Genomic DNA, 18070 nt, shown 5'->3' with positions numbered 1-18070 from the left:
ATGTCGAAGTCATCGGGCGTGATTGCGCCGCGTTCGGAGGCCGAGGCCTTTTTCAAGGCCAACCCCGACGTGGATTCGATCGAGATGATCTATACCGACTTCGGCGGCGTCCCGCGCGGCAAGCGGCTGCGCCAGCACGAGGTGATGGCGGTTTACGAAAGCGGGCGCATGTTCCCCGGATCGATCACCGTCGTCGATATCACCGGGCAGGACACGGTCGAAACCGGCCTCGTCTGGGAGGATGGTGACGCCGACCGATCGATGAAGCCGATCCCCGGCACCCTCGTCCGCACGCCGTGGGGCGGCGACAATGCCGCGCAATTCCTGGTCGATTTTTACGAGCTCGACGGCACGCCGCACGACCTCGACCCGCGCCATGTCCTGGGCGGCGTGATCGACCGCTTCGTTGCCGACGGGCTGACCCCGGTGCTCGCGGTTGAGCTGGAATTCTATCTCGTCGATCCGCGCCGCGCCCGCGATGGCCGCGTCCGCCCTGCCCGCCCCGACTACAGCCGCGACACGCCGCGCAATGTCGAGGTCTATGGACTGCGCGAACTCGACGACTTCCGTGCGTTCTTCGACGCGCTTTACGCGGCGACCGACGTGCAGGACCTGCCGCTCGAAAGCGCCATATCGGAGTTTGCACCCGGCCAGTTCGAATTGACGCTGCGCCACAAGCCCGACGCGCTGCGCGCCTGCGACGATGCGATCATGTACAAGCGCCTGGTCAAGGCGATCGCGCAGGCGCAGGGCCTGGAGGCGACCTTCATGGCCAAGCCCTTCGCCGAGCAGGCGGGCAGCGGCATGCACATCCACGTTTCGGTCAACGACGGCAGCGAAGCGAACATCTTCGCGAGCGACGATCCCGAGGGGACCCCCGCGCTACGCCATGCCATCGGCGGCATGATCGGCAGCGTCGGCGACGCCTTCGCGCTCTTTGCCCCGCACGCGAACAGCTACCGCCGCTTCAAGGCGAACAGCTACGCCCCCGTCGCGCCGACGTGGGGCGTCAACAACCGCACCGTCTCTTTCCGCATCCCCGCGGGACCGCCGCCGAGCCGTCACGTCGAGCATCGCGCGTGCGGCGCCGATGCCAATCCCTATCTGGCGGTCGCCGCGGTCCTGGCGGGCATGCATCACGGCATGACGAACCAGACCGATCCCGGCGCCGCGGTCGTCGGCAATGGCTATGACCGCGACGCTTCGGGCGACGACAAGCCGCCGTCGAACTGGTTCAGCGCGGTCGACCGGTTCCACGGCTCAAAGATCATGCGCGACTATCTGGGCACCCGCTTCGTCGATATGTTCAGCATCGTGAAGCGCGTCGAGCAGGATCGCTATTTCGGCGTCGTCCCGACGCTCGATTACGACTGGTATCTCCGCAACGCCTGACGGCGCCTGTTGTCAGCCTGAACTTGTTTCGAGATCAAGCCCTTGAGGCAAACATCTGGTTGTTCCCGGGCGAAGGCCGGGGTCCAGAGCGCGATAACGCGATGGCCGCCTGCAAACGCTCTGGGCCCCGGCCTTCGCCGGGGCACAGCGACTTGCTTATCGGGACGAACGCCAACCTGTTTCGGGGCGATGGTCCGGCCTTCCGGTGAACGCCGCGCGGGCCTGTCCGGTCCGGCCTTGGATGCTGAAACAGGTTCAGCAGGACGAAGTGGGAGGGCCGGTTGGCGCTCCTCCTGCACGAATGTTTCAAAAATTCGTGCTGCGGTGCAAAATAACCTCTTCCCAACATGACATTATTGAGTCAGCTTGACGTCACATACAGGGAGGCCAGCCATGGATCTGAACGAACTGCTTAAACAATCTCGGGGTCGCCGTTCGCTCTTGCAGGCCCTGGGGGTGGCAGCAGTCGGGATCAGCTTCGGCGGCATGGCCGCCTGCAGCAAAGGCGAAGGCAAGAAGCTCGCGAACGGCGAGGAAGCCAAGCTCAACTTCTACAACTGGGATACCTATATCGGCGAGACGACGCTCGACGATTTCAAGAAATCGACCGGCGTCGACGTCACGATGGACCTGTTCGACAGCAACGACACGCTGTTCGCCAAGTTCAAGGCCGGGAACCCCGGCTATGACGTGATCGTCCCGTCGAACGACTTTGTCGAGCGCATGATCCGCGCCGACATGCTGCAACAACTCGACCATGCACAGATCCCGAACCTCAAGAATGTCGATCCGGCCTTCATCAACGTCGACTATGATCCAGGCCGAAAATTCTCGATGCCCTATACATGGCTCGTGCTCGGCATCGGCTATCGCAAGTCGAAAGTGAAAGCGAAGCCCGACAGCTGGAAAGTGCTTTTCGACAGCCCCGAATATGCCGGCCGCATGGCGTGGCTGTCGGAGGCCGGCGACATGTTCCGCCTGTATGGCAAATATCTCGGCAAATCGGTCAATTCGCTGACGCCCGCCGATATCGAGACGATCTCGGCGATGATGATCAAGCAAAAGCCGAACGTGAAAAAATTCCACGAAGACGACGGACAGGACCTGCTGCTCAAGGGCGACGTCGATGTCGTGCTCGAATATAATGGCGACATCGCGCAGGCGATGACCGAGGACGACGATATCGACTTCGTCGTGCCCAAGGAAGGCAGCCAGCTCAACTCGGATACGCTTTGCATCCCGAAGGGCGCACCGCATCCGAAGAATGCGCATGCCTTCATCAACTATATGCTCGATGGCGAAGTGGGGAAGAAGATCACCGAAACGATCCTCTATCCGACCCCGAACCTCGCCGCCAAGGCGCTGATGCCCGACACCTACAAGAATAATCAGGTCATCTTCCCGCCCGCGGATATCCTCGCGAAATGCGAATATGCGAAGTTCAACGAGAAATTGCAGCCGCTTTACGAGGAAGCCTTCACCAAGGTGAAAGCGTCGTAGCGGCCTGAAAGGGGCTTCGGGGGGTGGCCGAACAGGACTGGAAAACCAACAAGCGGGTCTTCGCAGCGGTATCGCTGCCGACCCTGCTGTGGACGATTTTGTTTTTCGTCGTCCCGATGCTCATCGTCTGGCAATATAGCTTCAGCACAAAAGTCGGTGACATGGGCATCGATTTTTCGGGCACGCTCGACAATTACAAACGTGCGACCGAATATCTCTATCTCAGCATCTTTGGCAAAAGCTTCGCCGTCGCGGCGCTCGTCACGCTGATCTGCCTGATCGTCGGCTTTCCCGTCGCGATGGCGATCACGTTCGCGAGCGAGAAATGGCGGCCGTGGCTGCTGCTCGGCATCATGCTGCCCTTCTGGACCAACTTGCTGGTCCGCACCTATGCGCTGATGATCATCCTGGGGCAGCAGGGCTATGCGAACAAGGGGCTCGAGGCGCTGTGGGGCGGTACCAGCTGGGTCAAGACGCTGATCGGGCTGCAGCCGCTCCCGACGTGGGAGCCGGCGCAGCTGCTTTTCAACAATTTCGCCGTCGTCTTCGGGCTCGTCTATGTCCATCTGCCCTTCATGGTCCTGCCGCTCTACGCGGCGCTCGACCGGCTCGACCGCAGCCTGATCGAGGCGAGCCTCGACCTGGGCGCCGGACATTTCCGCACGATCATGCGGATCGTCGTGCCGCTTGCGGCGCCCGGCATCGTGGCCGGTGTGATGATCACGCTGATCCCCGCGCTCGGCGCCTATCTGACCCCCGACCTGATGGGCGGCACCGACAGCCAGATGATCGCAAACGTCATCGAACGGCAGTTCAAGAAAGCCAATGACTGGCCGTTCGGCGCTGCGCTGTCCTTCGTCCTGATCTATGCGATGTTCATCCTGATCGCGCTGCAATCGATGCGACGCAAAGTGCCGGACCTGCACTGATGGCGCTGTTCAAACGCACGCTGCGCGCACCGCTCGAATATAGCCGCACGCTCTGGATGCGGCTGTGGGTCGGTGCGGTGATGGTCTTTCTTTATGCGCCGCTGATTGTGCTGATGATCTTCAGCTTCAACGACAGCAAGCGCAACGTCGTCTGGCGCGGCTTCACGCTCAAATATTACGACAAGGCGCTGAACAATGATGTGCTGGTCGAGGCGCTGGTCAATTCGCTGACCATCGCCGCGCTCGCAACGATCATCAGCCTGGTCCTCGGCGCCATCTCGGCGGTGATGCTGTGGCGGTTCCGCTTTCCCTTCAAGGGTGCGGTGGACGGGACGATCTCTCTGCCGATCATCGTTCCCGAAATCTGCATGGGCGTCGCTTTCCTGATGTTCTTCGCGAAGCTTCAGTGGCCGACCGACCTTGTCTGGCCGCTCAACCTGGGCGCGATCACCATCGCGCACATCACCTTCTGCTTTCCGTTCGTCACGATGGTCGTGCGCTCGCGGCTCGCGAGCTTCAACCGCGAGCAGGAGGAAGCGGCGAAAGACCTTGGCGCGGGCGAGTGGCAGATGTTCCGCGACGTGCTGATCCCGCATATGAAGCCCGCGCTGGTTGCCGGCGCCTTGCTGTCTTTCACGCTCAGCCTCGACGATTTCGTCATCACCTATTTCACCAGCGGGCCCGACACGATCACCTTCCCCGTCAAGGTCTATTCGATGCTCCGCTTCTCGGTAACGCCCGAAGTCAACGCCGCCTCGACCCTGCTGATCATCCTGACCATCGTACTGACCGCCGTCGCGCTGAAGCTTCAGGGCGTGAAGGCTATCGCGGAAACCCACTGACCATGACCGAACCCGCCAAACCGATCATCCAGATCCAGAATGTCACCAAACGCTTCGGCAAGGTGGCGGCGGTCGACAATGTCAGTCTCGACATCCTCGCCGGCGAATTCTTCGTCCTGCTCGGCCCCTCCGGCTGCGGCAAGACGACCCTGCTGCGGATGATCGCGGGCTTCGAGCTGCCGACCGAGGGCAAGATCCTGATCGATGGGCAGGACATGGCCGGCATCCCCCCGAACAAGCGGCCGGTGAACATGGTGTTCCAGAGCTATGCGGTGTTCCCGCACATGAGCGTCGCCGACAATGTCGCCTATGGCCTGAAGATCGCCGGCGTGAAGGGCGGCGAGGTGAAGGGCCGCGTTGCCGAAGCGCTCGATCTCGTCAAGCTTGGCGGGTTCGAAACGCGCATGCCCGACCAGATGTCGGGCGGCCAGCGCCAGCGCGTCGCGCTCGCGCGCAGCCTTGTCATGCGGCCCAAGGTTCTGCTGCTCGACGAACCGCTGTCGGCGCTCGACGCGAAATTGCGCGCGCAGATGCAGTTCGAGCTGTCGGAGTTGCAGGAAAAGGTCGGCATCACCTTCGTCACCGTCACCCACGATCAGGACGAAGCGCTGTCGATGGCGTGCCGTATCGGCGTGATCAACAAGGGCGAAGTCGCGCAGCTCGCGGCGCCGTCGGACCTTTATGAATATCCCGCCAACCGCTTCGTCGCCGATTTCGTCGGGTCGGTGAACATCTTCGAGGGCAAGCTGACGCTCGACGAGCCCGACAAGGCGGCAGTCGACTGTCCGGGGCTTGGCAAAGTCTATCTGAACCATGGCGTTACCGGCCCGCATGGCGCCGACGTCTGGATCGCGCTGCGGCCGGAGAAACTCTATCTCCATGTTCCCGGCGAAGGCAAAGCCGTCAAGGCCGCGGCGCAAGACGCGCCCGACGGCTATAATTTCGCACGCGGCACGATCAAGGGCATGAGCTATCTCGGCGACATCACCCTGTTCGAGATCGCGCTGGAGTCGGGCGCCCTCATCCGCGTCTCGCGCCCCAATCTGTCGCGCCACGACCAGGAGGATTTCACCTGGGGCGACAAGGTAAGCATGCACTGGCGGGCCGACAGCCCCGTCGTGTTGCTGAGCTGAAGCGATGCTGACCCGCAGCAGCGCAGTCCTCCTTTTGGCGCTCTTGCAGGCGGCCCCGGCGTCCGCGCAGCCGACGCCGAATACCGTCATTCCGCTCTATGGCCGCGTGCTCGGTTTCAACCTGCCCCCGGGCTTCGTTGCGCAGCCTCCGAAATCGAACGGCACCAACTTTCTGATGGAGTTTGTGCCCAAGGGCGAAACGGTCGAAAACTGGACGCGGCTGGTGACGGTTCAGGCCTTTCGCGGCGCCGGACGGCAGCCGACGGCCAGCGCCGATATCGCGAAAGCCGCGTTCGATCCGCAAGCGTGCGTCATCGGCCGCGTCTATCTGTTCGGCGGCGAGCAGACGGTTCAGGGGGCGCTCAAACGGTCGCTGATCGTGAGCGGCTGCGGCTCGCTGCCTGCCGGTGCCTATCCCAAGGCGATGAAGGGGGCGAGTGAGCGCGACGCCATCCTGTTCTTCCGCGACGCCGATACGCTCTATACCCTGAACTATGCCGAACGCTCGCCGCTGGCGACCAAGGTCGCGCCGTTCACGCTGGCCAGCGCCACGGCGAAACTGACCGCGACATTCGGCAATGTAAGGCTGTGCGCGAATGCCGCGGAGCCGGGCTGCAAGGATATTATCGCGATCAACAACGCGCGCCGCGCCGCGCAATAACGGCGTGCCGCGTCAGTGCGCGGCCTTCCTGCCCGGCAGCAGGTGCAGCGCGCCGACGATCAGCCCGCCCAGCAGCAGGCCGAATATGCCCGCGCCGCCCGCATTGATCAGCCATTCCCAAAAGCCCGCGAGCGGTAGCCCGCCGCCGATCGCGTGCGCGAAATCGTGGAGCCAGTGGCCGAGCCCGCCGATATGATATTCGTCGAGCCCGTGAAGCACGATCTGACCGCCGACCCACAGCATCGCCGCCGTGCCGATGATCGCCAGCGCGGCCAGCAATTTCGGCATGAAATCGACCAGTCCACGCCCGATCGCGCGGCGCGCCTTATTGCCTTCCTTCGCCATGTGGAGGCCGATGTCGTCCATCTTCACGATCAGGCCGACGACGCCATAGACCGCCACGGTGATCAGCACCGCGACGAGCGCGAGCGTCGCGGCCCGCATCGCGAAATGCTCATCGAGCACTTCGTTGAGCGCGATCACCATGATCTCGGCCGACAGGATGAAGTCGGTACGCACCGCACCCTTGACCATATCCTCTTCATGATCCTTGTCGGCGACGATCTCGGCATCCTCGGCGAGGCTCGTCTTGTCCTCCTGCAACGAGTGGATCACCTTCTCGGCACCCTCGAAGCACAGATAAGCGCCGCCGACCATCAACAGCGGCGTGATCGCCCAGGGCAGGAAGGTCGACAGCAGCAACAGCGCCGGCAGGATCAGCACCAGCTTGTTGAACAGCGACCCCTTCGTGATCCGCCAGATGATCGGCAGCTCGCGGTCGGGGGTAAAGCCGGTGACATAGCGCGGGGTGACCGCGGTATCATCGACGACGACCCCCGCCGCCTTGACCCCGGCCTTCGACGCCGCGGCGCCGATATCGTCGATGCTCGCGGCGGCCACCTTGGCGATGGTCGCAATGTCGTCGAGCAGGGCAAAAAGGCCGGAGGGCATAGGGTGTCGGGCTTTCCTGTTTAGAGCGCGCGGAGGCGCGGCAACACCTCATCGAGCGATTTGCGGATGATGGCAACCATGTCGTCGATCTGCTCGGTCGAAATGACCAGCGGCGGACACATGACCAGGCTGTCGCGGATGCCGCGGACCATCAATCCGTTCGCAATGCACGCATCGCGCGCCATCGGCCCTGCCGTTCCTTCGGCGCCGCCAAAGCGCGCGCGCGTCGCCTTGTCAGCAACGATCTCGACCGCACCGAGCAGGCCGATCGACCGCGCTTCGCCGACAAGCGGATGATCGTTGAGGCCCGCGAGCGCCTTTGCGAGGTGGGGGCCCGTGACGCTGCCAGTGCGCTCGACGAGTCCTTCGCGCTCGATGATCTCGATATTCTTGAGCGCGACCGCCGCCGCGACCGGGTGCCCCGAATAGGTGAAGCCATGGACGAAATCGCCGCCGGTCTTCAACACTTCGACGACATGCGCCGCGACCGCAGTGGCCGAGATCGGCAGATAACCCGACGACAGCCCCTTCGCCATCGCCATCAGGTCGGGGGTAAAGCCCATCGTTTCGTGCCCCCACATCTTGCCGGTGCGCCCGAAACCACAGATCACTTCGTCGGCGACGACAAGCAGGCCATATTTGCGCGCGACCGCCTCGACCTTGGGCCAATATCCCTTCGGCGGGATGATGACCCCACCCGCGCCCTGCACCGGCTCGCCGATGAAGGCGGCGCAATTTTCGGGGCCGACATCCAGGATCCTGTCCTCGATCGCCTGCACGCACGCGTCGCAAAACTCGTCCTCGCTCATCCCCTGCGCTTCGTTGAAGGCATAGGGCTGGCGGACATGCTCGACCCCGGCGATCGGCAAATCGCCCTGCGCGTGCATCGCCTTCATGCCCCCAAGCGAGACCCCCGCGACCGTCGAGCCATGATAGGCGTTCCAGCGGCTGATGAAGACCGTCCGCTTCGGCTCGCCCTTCAGCTTCCAATAGTGGCGCACCATGCGGAACACCGTGTCATTGGCTTCGCTGCCCGAGGCGTTGAAAAAGATATGCGGCAAGCGATTGCCGGTCAGCGATGCGATCTTTGCCGCGAGCGTTACCGTCGGCGGCGTCGCGGTCTTGAAGAAGGTGTTGTAGAAGGGCAGCTCGCGCATCTGCGCCGCCGCGGCCTCGACCAGTTCCTCGCGGCCATAGCCGACGTTGACGCACCACAGGCCCGCCATGCCGTCGAGAATGCGGTGGCCGTCGCCGTCGTGGATATAGCAACCCTCGGCATGGGTGATGATGCGGCTGCCGCCGAGCTTTTCGATTTCGGCCCAGTCGGCCTGGGCGGGCAAATGGTGCGCGACGTCGAGGCGGCGCAGTTCGGCGATGTCGTGATTGCGGGGCATGATATTGTCCTAATCCAGAAGTCCGTTCGCATCGAGCGCAGTCGAGATATCTCTCGGCCTTGCGCCACGACGATGGGCGTCTCGACTTCGCTCGTTACGAACGGAGAAGAGACCGGCCTTGGACGATCAGGGCGAAAAGCACAGCCGCGCGAGATAGCGATCGTACCGGGTGACGCGGCGGTTCATAACGCCCCTCTTAACGCGCGGCCGAGCAGCTGAAAATAGGTCTGGCTCTGGTCGCTGGCGTCGGTCGCCCATTCGGGATGCCATTGCACCGCCAGCAGCGGCGCGCCATTGGGCCGCGCACTATAGGCCTCGACAAGCCCGTCGGGCGCGCGGGCTTCAACCCGCAGGCCTCCGGCGAGCTCGCCTATCCCCTGATAATGGACCGAATTCACGTCGAGCGACGGCGTTCCATAGGCCGAGGAGAGCAAGCCGCCCTCGACGAGATCGACCTTGTGACGATGGTCGAACATCGCGTCGAACGGCACGCCATCGGGTGCGTGATGGTGGAGCAATTCGTCGTTCGCCGACGTATCGCGGCGCAGCGTCCCGCCCAGCGCCACGTTGATTTCCTGAAAGCCACGGCAAATGCCGAAGAGCGGCCGCTGCGCGGCAATCACCGCCTCGACCAGTTCGAGCATCATGCTGTCGCGATCGGGATCGAACGGCCCCTCGCCGGCGGCCGGGTCATCGTAAAGCGCGGGCGCGACGTTCGACGGCGTTCCCGTCAGCAACACGCCATCGAGCCGCCCGACAATCTCGCTCGCGCGCATATGATCGGGCAGCGATGGAATGATCAGCGCCGCACAATCGGCGTGGCGCATCGCCGCGGTGGCATAACGATTGATCACCGTCTGCGCGATCTCGGTCCCGACGGTGCGATTGCAGGCGATGATGCCGAGGACGGGGCGCGAGGACATGCGCCCTTGCTGCCGATTTTAGCGGCGCGGCGCCAGCGGAATCTTGCGGTCAGGCCCTTAGGTATATTGGCGCGCGAAGGCCGCCGCCGCACCGAACAGGCCCGGCTGCGGATGCGTGATCAGCTTGACCGGAAGCGCTGTCATGAAACCTTCGAAACGGCCCTTTTCGACGAAGCGTTCGGGAAATCCCGATGCCACGAGGCTGTCGCGGATACGCAACCCCAGCCCGCCCGCCACGACAACGCCGCTCGCGCCCTGCGCCAGCGCGAGGTCGCCCGCGACACTGCCCAGCGACAGGCAGAAACGGTCGACCGCTGCCGCCGCGAGGCTGTCCTCGCCGCCCAGCGCATTGGTCCAGATCGCCTTGTCGTCGAGCGGCGCCACCGCGCGCCCTTCGAGCGCCGCCAGCGTCTCATAGATGTCGACGATGCCAGGTCCCGACACGATGCGTTCGATCGACACGCGCCGATGCCGCTTGCGCAGCCGCGCCAGAATCGCGTCCTCGATGCTGTCGAGCGGTGCGAAATCGATATGCCCGCCCTCGGTCGCCTGGACGCGGTAATCGGCACCGTCCCGCCAGATATGCGCGACGCCCAGGCCCGTTCCGGGACCGATGATCGTGATCGTGCCGGTCGCCGGAAGCGGCTCGTCGGGGCCGGTCAATCGTTCGAAATAGCTTGCATCGGCCTGTGCCACCGCATGGCCCACCGCCTCGAAATCATTGACGAGCACATGGCGATCGACGTTCAGTTTCTCGCCGATCAGCGCCGGACGGATGATCCACGGATTGTTGGTGAAGCGGATGATATCGCCGCGCGTCGGCCCGGCGATGGCGATTGCGACGCTACGCGGCAGGCCGCCCTGCCGCTGTGCGAAATCCTCCCACGCCGTCTGAAAGCTCGCGTGATCCTTGGTATGGAGCGTCGTCGCCTCGCCCAGCGATTGCACGCGGCCGCCCGCGACCTCGGCGAGGGCGAACCGCGCGTGCGTGCCGCCGATGTCGACCGTGACGATAGGTTCGCTCATGCCTCTCCCTTGCAAATTGCTTCACGCAGGAATGTCGCATGCCCCGCATCGATGCAACCGCGCATAGCTATGCGCGCGGCAGGCTCACCGCGGCGAAATTCTCTCGAATTGGGAAATGGTGCACCCGGAGCGATTCGAACGCCCGACCCTCAGATTCGTAGTCTGATGCTCTATCCAGCTGAGCTACGGGTGCGTGGAGCGGTGCCTTTACGGGGCGATGCGCAGTGGCGCAACCCCCTATTTCAGCTTTGTGACCGTGGCGCAGGATGACTGGTGCCGCACCGCATCGAGGCCCGTTATTTCGGCGGGGTCCCTTAACAACAGGCGGATCAGGGCGATGCCTTTGTCATGGTTCGTGCGCACGACCTCGGCGCCCGCCGGCACGGCCTGCCCGTCGCGCGCGACGATGATTCGATAGGATTTTCCGCCCGCCTGCGCATCGTTGCGGACGAAGATGACGTCGGTCGCGGCGTCGAAGATGCTGAGCGAACTGTAACGTCCCGGTACCGGCGTGACGTCGATCGCAAGCGGGCCCGCCGACAGGTCGTAGGGGCAGCTCGAATAGGCGAGGTCGGGACTGGGCCGCACGATCGGCTGGCGCGCGGCGGTCGCGAGCGCGCCATAGGACATATTGTTCAAACCGCCCTGCCCCAGCCGGTCCATCGCGACGTTCATCAAGGCAAAAGGCATATAGGAAATCGCGGCCCAAGTGGTCGCCGCAGCGACAATCAGGCCAAAGAGGAGCGGGCCGAGCCAGTTGCGCATGTCAGCAGCCCTCCTTCACGATACGCGGCAGCGCCGCCTTCTCGGGGGCACCGCGAAAAGCCTTGCCGGGGTTGTACATGCGCAAGGTCAGGTGAAACGGCTGGCCCTTTGTCCCTGGCAGCCATGCGCCTTCCGCGGGTTTTTCCGGCGAGATCGTGACGCGCCATTCGCCCTTCGCGTCGAGCGCGACATTGGCGCCGTTGACCGACCATTTGTTCGCAGCATTGGCGACCATATAGCCCTTTGTGTCGTAGATGGTGACGCTCCACCATCGCGCATCGAGCGGCGTGCCCGACAGGCTGTAGCGGCAATTGCCGTCAAGCGGCGCGCCCGTCGGGTCGGTCTTTGCCGCCCAATAAACGGTTTCGACAGCTGGCAGCGCGAGCATGCCGCCGCGCGCGACCCGGGCGCGGGTCAGCGGATCGGTCGCCTTGGTGCCATAGCCCATCGAAGTCGACCACGGGCCGTTGACGATCGCACCGCCGCTGAAGCCTGCGCTGGTAAGCGACCATAGTGCACCGAGCCCCACCGCTATTCCGCCCACCAACGTGATCGCATAGCGGTGCCAGCTCTTCATGCGCCCGTTTCCCTCACCCATTCGTCACCCCGGCCTTCGCCATGATGACGAGGCGGGGCGTTATCCCCGTTTCAAGGCCGCCTGCGCTGCCGCCAGACGTGCGATGGGCACACGATACGGCGAGGCACTGACATAGTCGAGGCCCGTTTTCTCGCAGAAATGGATGCTCGGCGCGTCGCCGCCATGCTCGCCGCAGATGCCCAGCTTGACGTCGGGACGCGTCCCCCGCCCGCGCTCGGCGGCGAGTTCGATCAGCTGGCCGACGCCCTCGACGTCGAGGCTGACGAACGGGTCGGTCAGGAAGATGCCCTTGTCGACATATTGCGTCAGAAAGCGGCCCGCATCGTCGCGGCTGATGCCGATCGTCGTCTGGGTCAGGTCGTTGGTGCCAAAGCTGAAGAACTCGGCGGTCTCCGCAATCTCGCCCGCCATCAGCGCGGCGCGCGGCAGTTCGATCATCGTCCCGACCAGATAGGCGATCTCGCGGCCCTTTTCGGCGAACACGGCCTTCGCCTGCGCGTCGACGACCGCTTTCATGAGGTCGAACTCGCGGCGCGTTGCGACCAGCGGGATCATCACTTCGGGAATCGGCGCGGCGCCGGTTTCGGCGGCGACGTCGCACGCCGCCTCGAAGATCGCGCGCGCCTGCATCTCATAGATTTCGGGATATGTGACGCCAAGGCGGCAGCCGCGATGGCCGAGCATCGGGTTGAATTCATGCAGCTCGCTGGCGCGGGCCTTCAGCTTTTCGATGCCCACCCCCGCGGCGGCAGCGACGTCGGCGAAATCCTCTTCGCGCGTCGGCAGAAATTCGTGGAGCGGCGGATCGAGCAGGCGGATCGTCACCGGAAGCCCCGCCATCACCCCGAAGATTGCGGCAAAGTCGCCCCGCTGTTCGGGGAGCAGTTTGGCGAGTGCGGCGCGGCGGCCGTCCTCGCTGTCGGCGAGGATCATCTCGCGCACCGCGGTGATCCGCGCCGCGTCGAAAAACATATGTTCGGTGCGGCAAAGCCCGATGCCCTCTGCACCGAAGTCGCGCGCGACCTGCGCATCCTGCGGCGTTTCGGCGTTGGCGCGCACTTTCATGCGGCGGACCTTGTCGGCCCAGACCATCAACGTGCCGAAATCGCCAACCAGTTCGGGCAGCAAGGTCGGGACTTCGCCCGCCATAACTTCGCCGGTCGAGCCGTCAAGCGTCAGGATATCGCCTTCGCGCAGTTCGCGCCCGCCAACGCGCAGCACGCGCGCCGCGCCGTCGATCGACAGCCCGCCCGCGCCCGAGACGCACGGACGCCCCATGCCGCGCGCAACGACCGCGGCGTGGCTGGTCATGCCGCCGCGCGCAGTCAAAATGCCCCGCGCTGCGTGCATGCCGTGGATATCCTCAGGCGAGGTCTCGACGCGGACGAGGATAACCGCTTCGCCCATGCCCGCGGCCTTTTCGGCGCTGTCGGCGTCGAACATGATCTTGCCCGAAGCCGCGCCGGGGCTCGCGGGGAGCCCCTTGGTCAGCACGTCGCGCGGCGCCTTCGGATCGAGCGTCGGGTGGAGCAGCTGGTCGAGCGCGCCCGGATCGACGCGGCCCACGGCTTCCTCTTCGGAAATCAGCCCCTCAGCCACCATTTCGACCGCGATCTTGAGCGCCGCCTTCGCCGTGCGCTTGCCCGAGCGCGTCTGGAGCATCCATAGTTTGCCGCGTTCGACGGTGAACTCGATGTCCTGCATGTCGCGGTAATGCGTTTCGAGCGTGTCGAAGACGCGGCCAAGTTCGCCGAACGTCTCGGCCATCGCTTCTTCCATCGACGCGGGCTTCGCGCCCGCCCTTTCGCGTGCGACCTTGGTCAGATATTGCGGGGTGCGGATGCCGGCGACGACATCCTCGCCCTGCGCATTGATGAGCCATTCGCCGTACCAGGCGCGCTCGCCCGTCGCGGGGTCGCGCGTGAACGCGACGCCGGTCGCCGACGTGTCGCCCATATTGCCGAACACCATCGCCTGCACATTGACCGCGGTGCCCCAATCGGCGGGGATCGAGTTCAGGCGGCGATAGACTTTCGCGCGATCGCTTTCCCAGCTCGCAAAGACGGCGCCGATCGCGCCCCACAGCTGGTCGTTCGGTTCCTGCGGGAACGGCGCGCCGGTCTCGCGTTCGACGATCGCCTGATAATCCTTGACCAGCGCTTGCCAGTCTTCGGCCGACATCTCGGTATCGAGATAGAAGCCCCTGTCTTCCTTGGCGATTTCGAGCGCTTCCTCGAACTCTGCATGGTCGAGGCCCATAACCACATCGGCATACATCTGAACGAAACGGCGATAGCTGTCCCATGCGAAACGCGCGTCGCCCGACGTTTCGGCGAGGCCGACAACGGTGCGATCGTTGAGGCCGAGGTTGAGGACCGTGTCCATCATCCCCGGCATCGACACGCGCGCGCCCGAACGGACCGAGACGAGCAGCGGATCCGCGGCATCGCCGAATGTCCGCCCCGTCAGCCCTTCGATATGCGCGATGCCCGCTGCGACTTCGTCGGCAAGTCCGGCCGGAAATTGCTCGCCATTATCGTAATATGCGGTGCAGACTTCAGTGGTGATCGTAAGGCCGGGAGGCACCGGCAGGCCGATCGAAGCCATTTCGGCGAGGTTCGACCCCTTGCCGCCTAGCAATTCCTTCGACCGCTCGCTTGTCGTCGCGTCGCCGCCGAACAAATGCACCATCTTCGTCATGTCTAACTCCTGCTGCCCCGGGGAGGAGGTCGCCGCTGGGTAGGTATGCAATCGCAATCCGTCGATTCAGTTTTGCTTGCTTCGTTCAAAGGGGCCGTAGGGTCAGCCCTCGATCTTCGAGAAATCGGCGACGCCATGCACCGCGCCGGTAAAGCGCGACAGCAGCCCGAGGCGATAGGCACGGACCGCTTCGTCGGGATCGTTGACCATCACGCCATCGAAAAACGCATCGATCGGCGCGCGCAGGCTGGCGAGCGCGGCCATCGCGTCGGTGAAGCGCTCGTCGGCAACGGCGGTGGCGGCCGCGGGTTCGGCGGCGTCGAGCGCGGCGAGCAGCGCACGATCCACATCCGTCGCTCCCGCGAAGGCGGGGGCCGTTGTCGTGGGAGCACTACCTCCAGCGGCCCCCGCCTTCGCGGGGGCGATGGCAATGTCCGCCTGCTTCAGGATATTCGCCGCACGCTTATAGCCCGCGAGCAGGTTGGTGCCGTCCTCGGTCGTCATGAATGCCTGAAGCGCTTTCACGCGGGCGAGCAGGCGGACAAGATCATCCTCTCCGCCAAGCGCAAACACCGCGTCGATCAGGTCGTGACGAACGCTGGCTTCGCGTTGCTGGACTTTTAGGCGGTCGGCGAAGAAGTCGAGGAGCGCGATGAAGTTCACATCGACGCGACCTAACGGCGGATAGTCCTTCAACGCTTGCGCGTTAATCGGCAACTGCTGAACCAGCGCGTCAAAGGCGGAAAGCACATGAAGCCGGAGGCCTTTCGTTTGAATCAACGAAAGCACACCCAACGCCGCCCGTCTCAAAGCAAACGGATCTTTCGACCCAGTCGGAGCCATTCCGAAGGTAAAGAAGCCAATTAGGCTGTCCAGCTTATCCGCCAGCGCCACAGCCACCGTCACCGGAGCGGTCGGCACGTCGTCGCCCTGCCCGACCGGCTTGTAGTGGTCGCGGATCGCGTCGGCGACGGCGTCGGGCAGGCCTTCGGCGCGGGCGTAATAGCCGCCCATCAGGCCCTGCAATTCGGGGAATTCGCCGACCATCTCGGTGACGAGGTCGGCCTTGGCGAGGCGGGCAGCGAGTTCGGCTTGGTCTGCCAACGCCGTGCTCCCCGGCGAAGGCCGGGGTCCAGGGCTGTTCGGCGCCGACGTTTGCTCTATGCCGCTCTGGGCCCCGGCCTTCGCCGGGGTGCGGTCGGTGACGATGCCTTCCTCGACCAGCCAGCGCGCCAGCTTGGCGACGCGCTCGACCTTGTCGGCGACGGTGCCCAGCTTTTCGTGGAAGGTAATGCGATCGAGCTTCTTCGCATGATCTTCCAGCTTGGTCTTGCGGTCCTGCTCCCAAAAGAAGCGCGCATCCGAAAGCCGCGCCGCCAGCACCTTGCGGTTCCCCGCGACGATCTCTGCGCCGCCGTCGACCGCGTCGATGTTCGCGGTGCAGACGAAGCCGTTCGCGAGCGTCCCGCCTGCGCCGTTCACGACGAAATACTTCTGGTTTACCCGCGCCGTCAGCTGGATGACCTCGGGCGGCACTTCCAGAAACGCTTCGTCGAAGCGGCCGAGCAGCGGCACCGGCCATTCGGTGAGCCCGGCATTCTCGATCACCAGCCCCTCGTCCTCGACGAGCGTCAGCCCCGCGTCGGCCGCTGCCTGGACCGCACCGTCGCGGATGATCGCCTGCCGTTCCTCATGGTCGACGATGACGTGGCACGCACGCAGCTTTTCGGCATAGTCCGATGCCGATCCGATCGTGATCTCGCCCGGGCAGTGGAAGCGGTGGCCGCGCGTTGCGAAACCCGCCGAAATTCCACTAACTTCACATGGGACGAGATCTTCGCCGAAGATCGCGACGATGCCCGACAGCGGGCGGACCCAGCGCAAGCTTTCGCTGCTCGCGCTGTCCTTGCCCCAGCGCATCGACTTGGGCCAAGCAAAGCCGCGAATGATGGCGGGGATCGCTTCGGCGAGCACATCGGCGGTTGCACGGCCGGGCTTGTCGATCACGGCGAAATAGACGCCGTCGCGGTCTTCGAGCTGGTCCTGCGTCAGGCCGGTCTTGCGGAGGAAGCCTTCGAGCGCCTGCGGCGGCGCGCTGCTGCGCGGACCTTTCAGTTCCTCGCTGACTGCTGCCGTCGCCTCGGGCAAGCCCTTGGCGATCAGCGCCAGGCGGCGCGGAGTCGACCAGATGGTGAGCTCGCCGGTTTCAAGGCCCGCAGCGCTCATCTGCGCGCGGAACAGCTTGTCGAGTTCGGCGCGCGCGCCGGCCTGCATCCGCGCCGGAATTTCCTCGCTGCGCAGTTCGAGAAGGAAATCGGTCACAGCGTCCACCCCGGATAGTTTTGGGTCCAGCGGTCCGACTGGCTGTCGATCCACGCCTTGCAGCTGCCTTTCGCGAGGTCGCGGACCCGCGCCATATAGTTGGCGCGCTCCTGGACGCTGATCACACCGCGCGCCTGGAGCAGGTTGAACAGGTGGCTCGCTTCGATCGCCTGGTCATAGGCAGCCAGCGGGACATTCGCCGCGATCGCGCGCTGGCATTCGGCCTCGGCCGCCTTGAAGCCCGCAAACAGGCTGTCGGTGTCCGCGACCTCGAAATTCCATTTCGAGAACTGCTTTTCATTCTCGAGGAAGACGTCGCCGTAACTGATCCCCGGAACGTCGCCGACGGGATCGGAAAAGCGCAGGTCGTACACATTGTCGACATTCTGGATATACATGGCAAGGCGTTCGAGGCCGTAGGTCAGCTCGCCCGCGACGGGTTTGCAGTCGAAGCCGCCCATCTGCTGGAAATAGGTGAACTGGGTGACTTCCATCCCGTCGCACCACACTTCCCAGCCCAGCCCCCATGCGCCCAGCGTCGGCGATTCCCAATCATCCTCGACAAAACGGATATCGTGGAGCAGCGGGTCGATGCCAATCGCGGCCAAGGAGCCCAGATATTGTTCCTGCAAGTCGGCGGGCGATGGCTTCAGGATCACCTGATATTGGTAGTAATGCTGAAGCCGGTTCGGGTTCTCGCCATAGCGGCCGTCAGTCGGGCGGCGGCTCGGCTGGACATAGGCGACGTTCCACGGCTCGGGACCAAGGCTGCGCAGCGTCGTTGCGGGGTGGAAAGTGCCGGCGCCCACGCGCATGTCATAAGGCTGCAGAATCGCGCAACCGCGCGCGCTCCAATAGGCGTGCAGCGTCAGGATCATGTCCTGAAAGCTGAGTGGTGTCTTGTCCGCCCCGTCGGCCACGGCCGCAATTCCTT

General features: G+C 64.3%; 15 protein-coding genes and 1 tRNA gene. 6 read left to right on the top strand and 10 right to left on the bottom strand.

Features of this window, described 5'->3' with window-relative positions:
• The 6 genes from ACO055_RS01780 to ACO055_RS01755 all read left to right on the top strand — a co-directional run bounded on the left by ACO055_RS01780 (position 1) and on the right by ACO055_RS01755 (position 6457).
• Entirely contained in the window at positions 1 to 1392 is a 1392-nt protein-coding gene (locus tag ACO055_RS01780) for a glutamine synthetase family protein (protein ID WP_422060897.1), read from the top strand.
• A gap of 393 nt (positions 1393 to 1785) precedes the next feature.
• Entirely contained in the window at positions 1786 to 2892 is a 1107-nt protein-coding gene (locus tag ACO055_RS01775; protein WP_422060896.1) for an ABC transporter substrate-binding protein, read from the top strand.
• A gap of 23 nt (positions 2893 to 2915) precedes the next feature.
• Complete coding sequence (locus tag ACO055_RS01770; RefSeq protein WP_422060895.1) at positions 2916 to 3821, top strand: ABC transporter permease; 906 nt, start codon at positions 2916 to 2918, stop codon at positions 3819 to 3821.
• The gene (locus ACO055_RS01765) at positions 3821 to 4663 is read left to right on the top strand and encodes an ABC transporter permease (RefSeq protein ID WP_422060894.1); all 843 of its coding nucleotides are present in this window, start codon (positions 3821 to 3823) and stop codon (positions 4661 to 4663) included. Before ACO055_RS01770 ends, ACO055_RS01765 begins: the two co-directional genes overlap by 1 nt.
• 2 nt (positions 4664 to 4665) lie before the next feature.
• Positions 4666 to 5796, top strand: coding sequence for an ABC transporter ATP-binding protein (locus ACO055_RS01760; RefSeq protein ID WP_422060893.1), 1131 nt, complete (start codon positions 4666 to 4668; stop codon positions 5794 to 5796).
• 4 nt (positions 5797 to 5800) lie between these two features.
• Positions 5801 to 6457, top strand: coding sequence for a hypothetical protein (locus tag ACO055_RS01755; protein ID WP_422060892.1), 657 nt, complete (start codon positions 5801 to 5803; stop codon positions 6455 to 6457).
• A 12-nt stretch (positions 6458 to 6469) separates the two neighbouring features.
• Here ACO055_RS01755 and ACO055_RS01750 read toward each other — a convergent pair whose 3' ends face one another.
• The 10 genes from ACO055_RS01750 to ACO055_RS01705 all read right to left on the bottom strand — a co-directional run bounded on the left by ACO055_RS01750 (position 6470) and on the right by ACO055_RS01705 (position 18014).
• Positions 6470 to 7408 (bottom strand): DUF808 domain-containing protein, encoded by a 939-nt coding sequence (locus ACO055_RS01750; protein WP_422060891.1) that lies wholly within the window; start codon positions 7406 to 7408, stop codon positions 6470 to 6472.
• A gap of 20 nt (positions 7409 to 7428) precedes the next feature.
• Positions 7429 to 8802 (bottom strand): aspartate aminotransferase family protein, encoded by a 1374-nt coding sequence (locus tag ACO055_RS01745; RefSeq protein ID WP_422060890.1) that lies wholly within the window; start codon positions 8800 to 8802, stop codon positions 7429 to 7431.
• Positions 8803 to 8984: 182 nt separating this feature from the next.
• Positions 8985 to 9725, bottom strand: coding sequence for a gamma-glutamyl-gamma-aminobutyrate hydrolase family protein (locus tag ACO055_RS01740; protein ID WP_422060889.1), 741 nt, complete (start codon positions 9723 to 9725; stop codon positions 8985 to 8987).
• 57 nt (positions 9726 to 9782) lie between these two features.
• Positions 9783 to 10751, bottom strand: coding sequence for a glucokinase (locus ACO055_RS01735; protein ID WP_422060888.1), 969 nt, complete (start codon positions 10749 to 10751; stop codon positions 9783 to 9785).
• A 116-nt stretch (positions 10752 to 10867) separates the two neighbouring features.
• A tRNA-Arg gene (locus ACO055_RS01730) sits at positions 10868 to 10944 on the bottom strand.
• 44 nt (positions 10945 to 10988) lie between these two features.
• Positions 10989 to 11516, bottom strand: coding sequence for a DUF1254 domain-containing protein (locus ACO055_RS01725; protein WP_422060887.1), 528 nt, complete (start codon positions 11514 to 11516; stop codon positions 10989 to 10991).
• Position 11517: 1 nt separating this feature from the next.
• A complete protein-coding gene (locus ACO055_RS01720; RefSeq protein WP_422060886.1) occupies positions 11518 to 12093 on the bottom strand; it encodes a DUF1214 domain-containing protein in 576 nt (191 codons plus the stop codon).
• 60 nt (positions 12094 to 12153) lie between these two features.
• Positions 12154 to 14814 carry a pyruvate, phosphate dikinase gene (gene ppdK, locus ACO055_RS01715; RefSeq protein WP_422060885.1) on the bottom strand — a complete coding sequence of 887 codons (2661 nt, stop codon included), beginning with the start codon at positions 14812 to 14814 and terminating at the stop codon, positions 12154 to 12156.
• A 102-nt stretch (positions 14815 to 14916) separates the two neighbouring features.
• Positions 14917 to 17136 (bottom strand): glycine--tRNA ligase subunit beta, encoded by a 2220-nt coding sequence (glyS, locus tag ACO055_RS01710; protein WP_422060884.1) that lies wholly within the window; start codon positions 17134 to 17136, stop codon positions 14917 to 14919.
• Positions 17133 to 18014: a glycine--tRNA ligase subunit alpha gene (locus ACO055_RS01705; protein ID WP_422062394.1), complete on the bottom strand. Its 882-nt coding sequence runs from the start codon at positions 18012 to 18014 to the stop codon at positions 17133 to 17135. The genes glyS and ACO055_RS01705 overlap by 4 nt, the downstream gene beginning before the upstream one ends.
• Between the last annotated feature and the right edge of the window lie 56 nt (positions 18015 to 18070).

This window comes from Sphingopyxis sp., from assembly GCF_965227415.1.
Classification (GTDB): domain Bacteria; phylum Pseudomonadota; class Alphaproteobacteria; order Sphingomonadales; family Sphingomonadaceae; genus Sphingopyxis.
The sequence above is the reverse complement of the archived record's forward strand: the minus strand, read 5'-3'. Positions and strand labels throughout refer to the sequence as shown.

Coding starts and splice junctions, on each gene's coding strand:
- ACO055_RS01780 (WP_422060897.1), top strand. CDS start 1: ATGTCGAAGTCATCGGGCGTGATTGCGCCGCGTTCGGAGGCCGAGGCC.
- ACO055_RS01740 (WP_422060889.1), bottom strand. CDS start 9,725: ATGTCCTCGCGCCCCGTCCTCGGCATCATCGCCTGCAATCGCACCGTC.
- ACO055_RS01755 (WP_422060892.1), top strand. CDS start 5,801: ATGCTGACCCGCAGCAGCGCAGTCCTCCTTTTGGCGCTCTTGCAGGCG.
- ppdK (WP_422060885.1), bottom strand. CDS start 14,814: ATGACGAAGATGGTGCATTTGTTCGGCGGCGACGCGACGACAAGCGAG.
- ACO055_RS01750 (WP_422060891.1), bottom strand. CDS start 7,408: ATGCCCTCCGGCCTTTTTGCCCTGCTCGACGACATTGCGACCATCGCC.
- ACO055_RS01735 (WP_422060888.1), bottom strand. CDS start 10,751: ATGAGCGAACCTATCGTCACGGTCGACATCGGCGGCACGCACGCGCGG.
- ACO055_RS01775 (WP_422060896.1), top strand. CDS start 1,786: ATGGATCTGAACGAACTGCTTAAACAATCTCGGGGTCGCCGTTCGCTC.
- ACO055_RS01745 (WP_422060890.1), bottom strand. CDS start 8,802: ATGCCCCGCAATCACGACATCGCCGAACTGCGCCGCCTCGACGTCGCG.
- ACO055_RS01725 (WP_422060887.1), bottom strand. CDS start 11,516: ATGCGCAACTGGCTCGGCCCGCTCCTCTTTGGCCTGATTGTCGCTGCG.
- ACO055_RS01705 (WP_422062394.1), bottom strand. CDS start 18,014: ATGATCCTGACGCTGCACGCCTATTGGAGCGCGCGCGGTTGCGCGATT.
- ACO055_RS01720 (WP_422060886.1), bottom strand. CDS start 12,093: ATGAAGAGCTGGCACCGCTATGCGATCACGTTGGTGGGCGGAATAGCG.
- ACO055_RS01765 (WP_422060894.1), top strand. CDS start 3,821: ATGGCGCTGTTCAAACGCACGCTGCGCGCACCGCTCGAATATAGCCGC.
- ACO055_RS01760 (WP_422060893.1), top strand. CDS start 4,666: ATGACCGAACCCGCCAAACCGATCATCCAGATCCAGAATGTCACCAAA.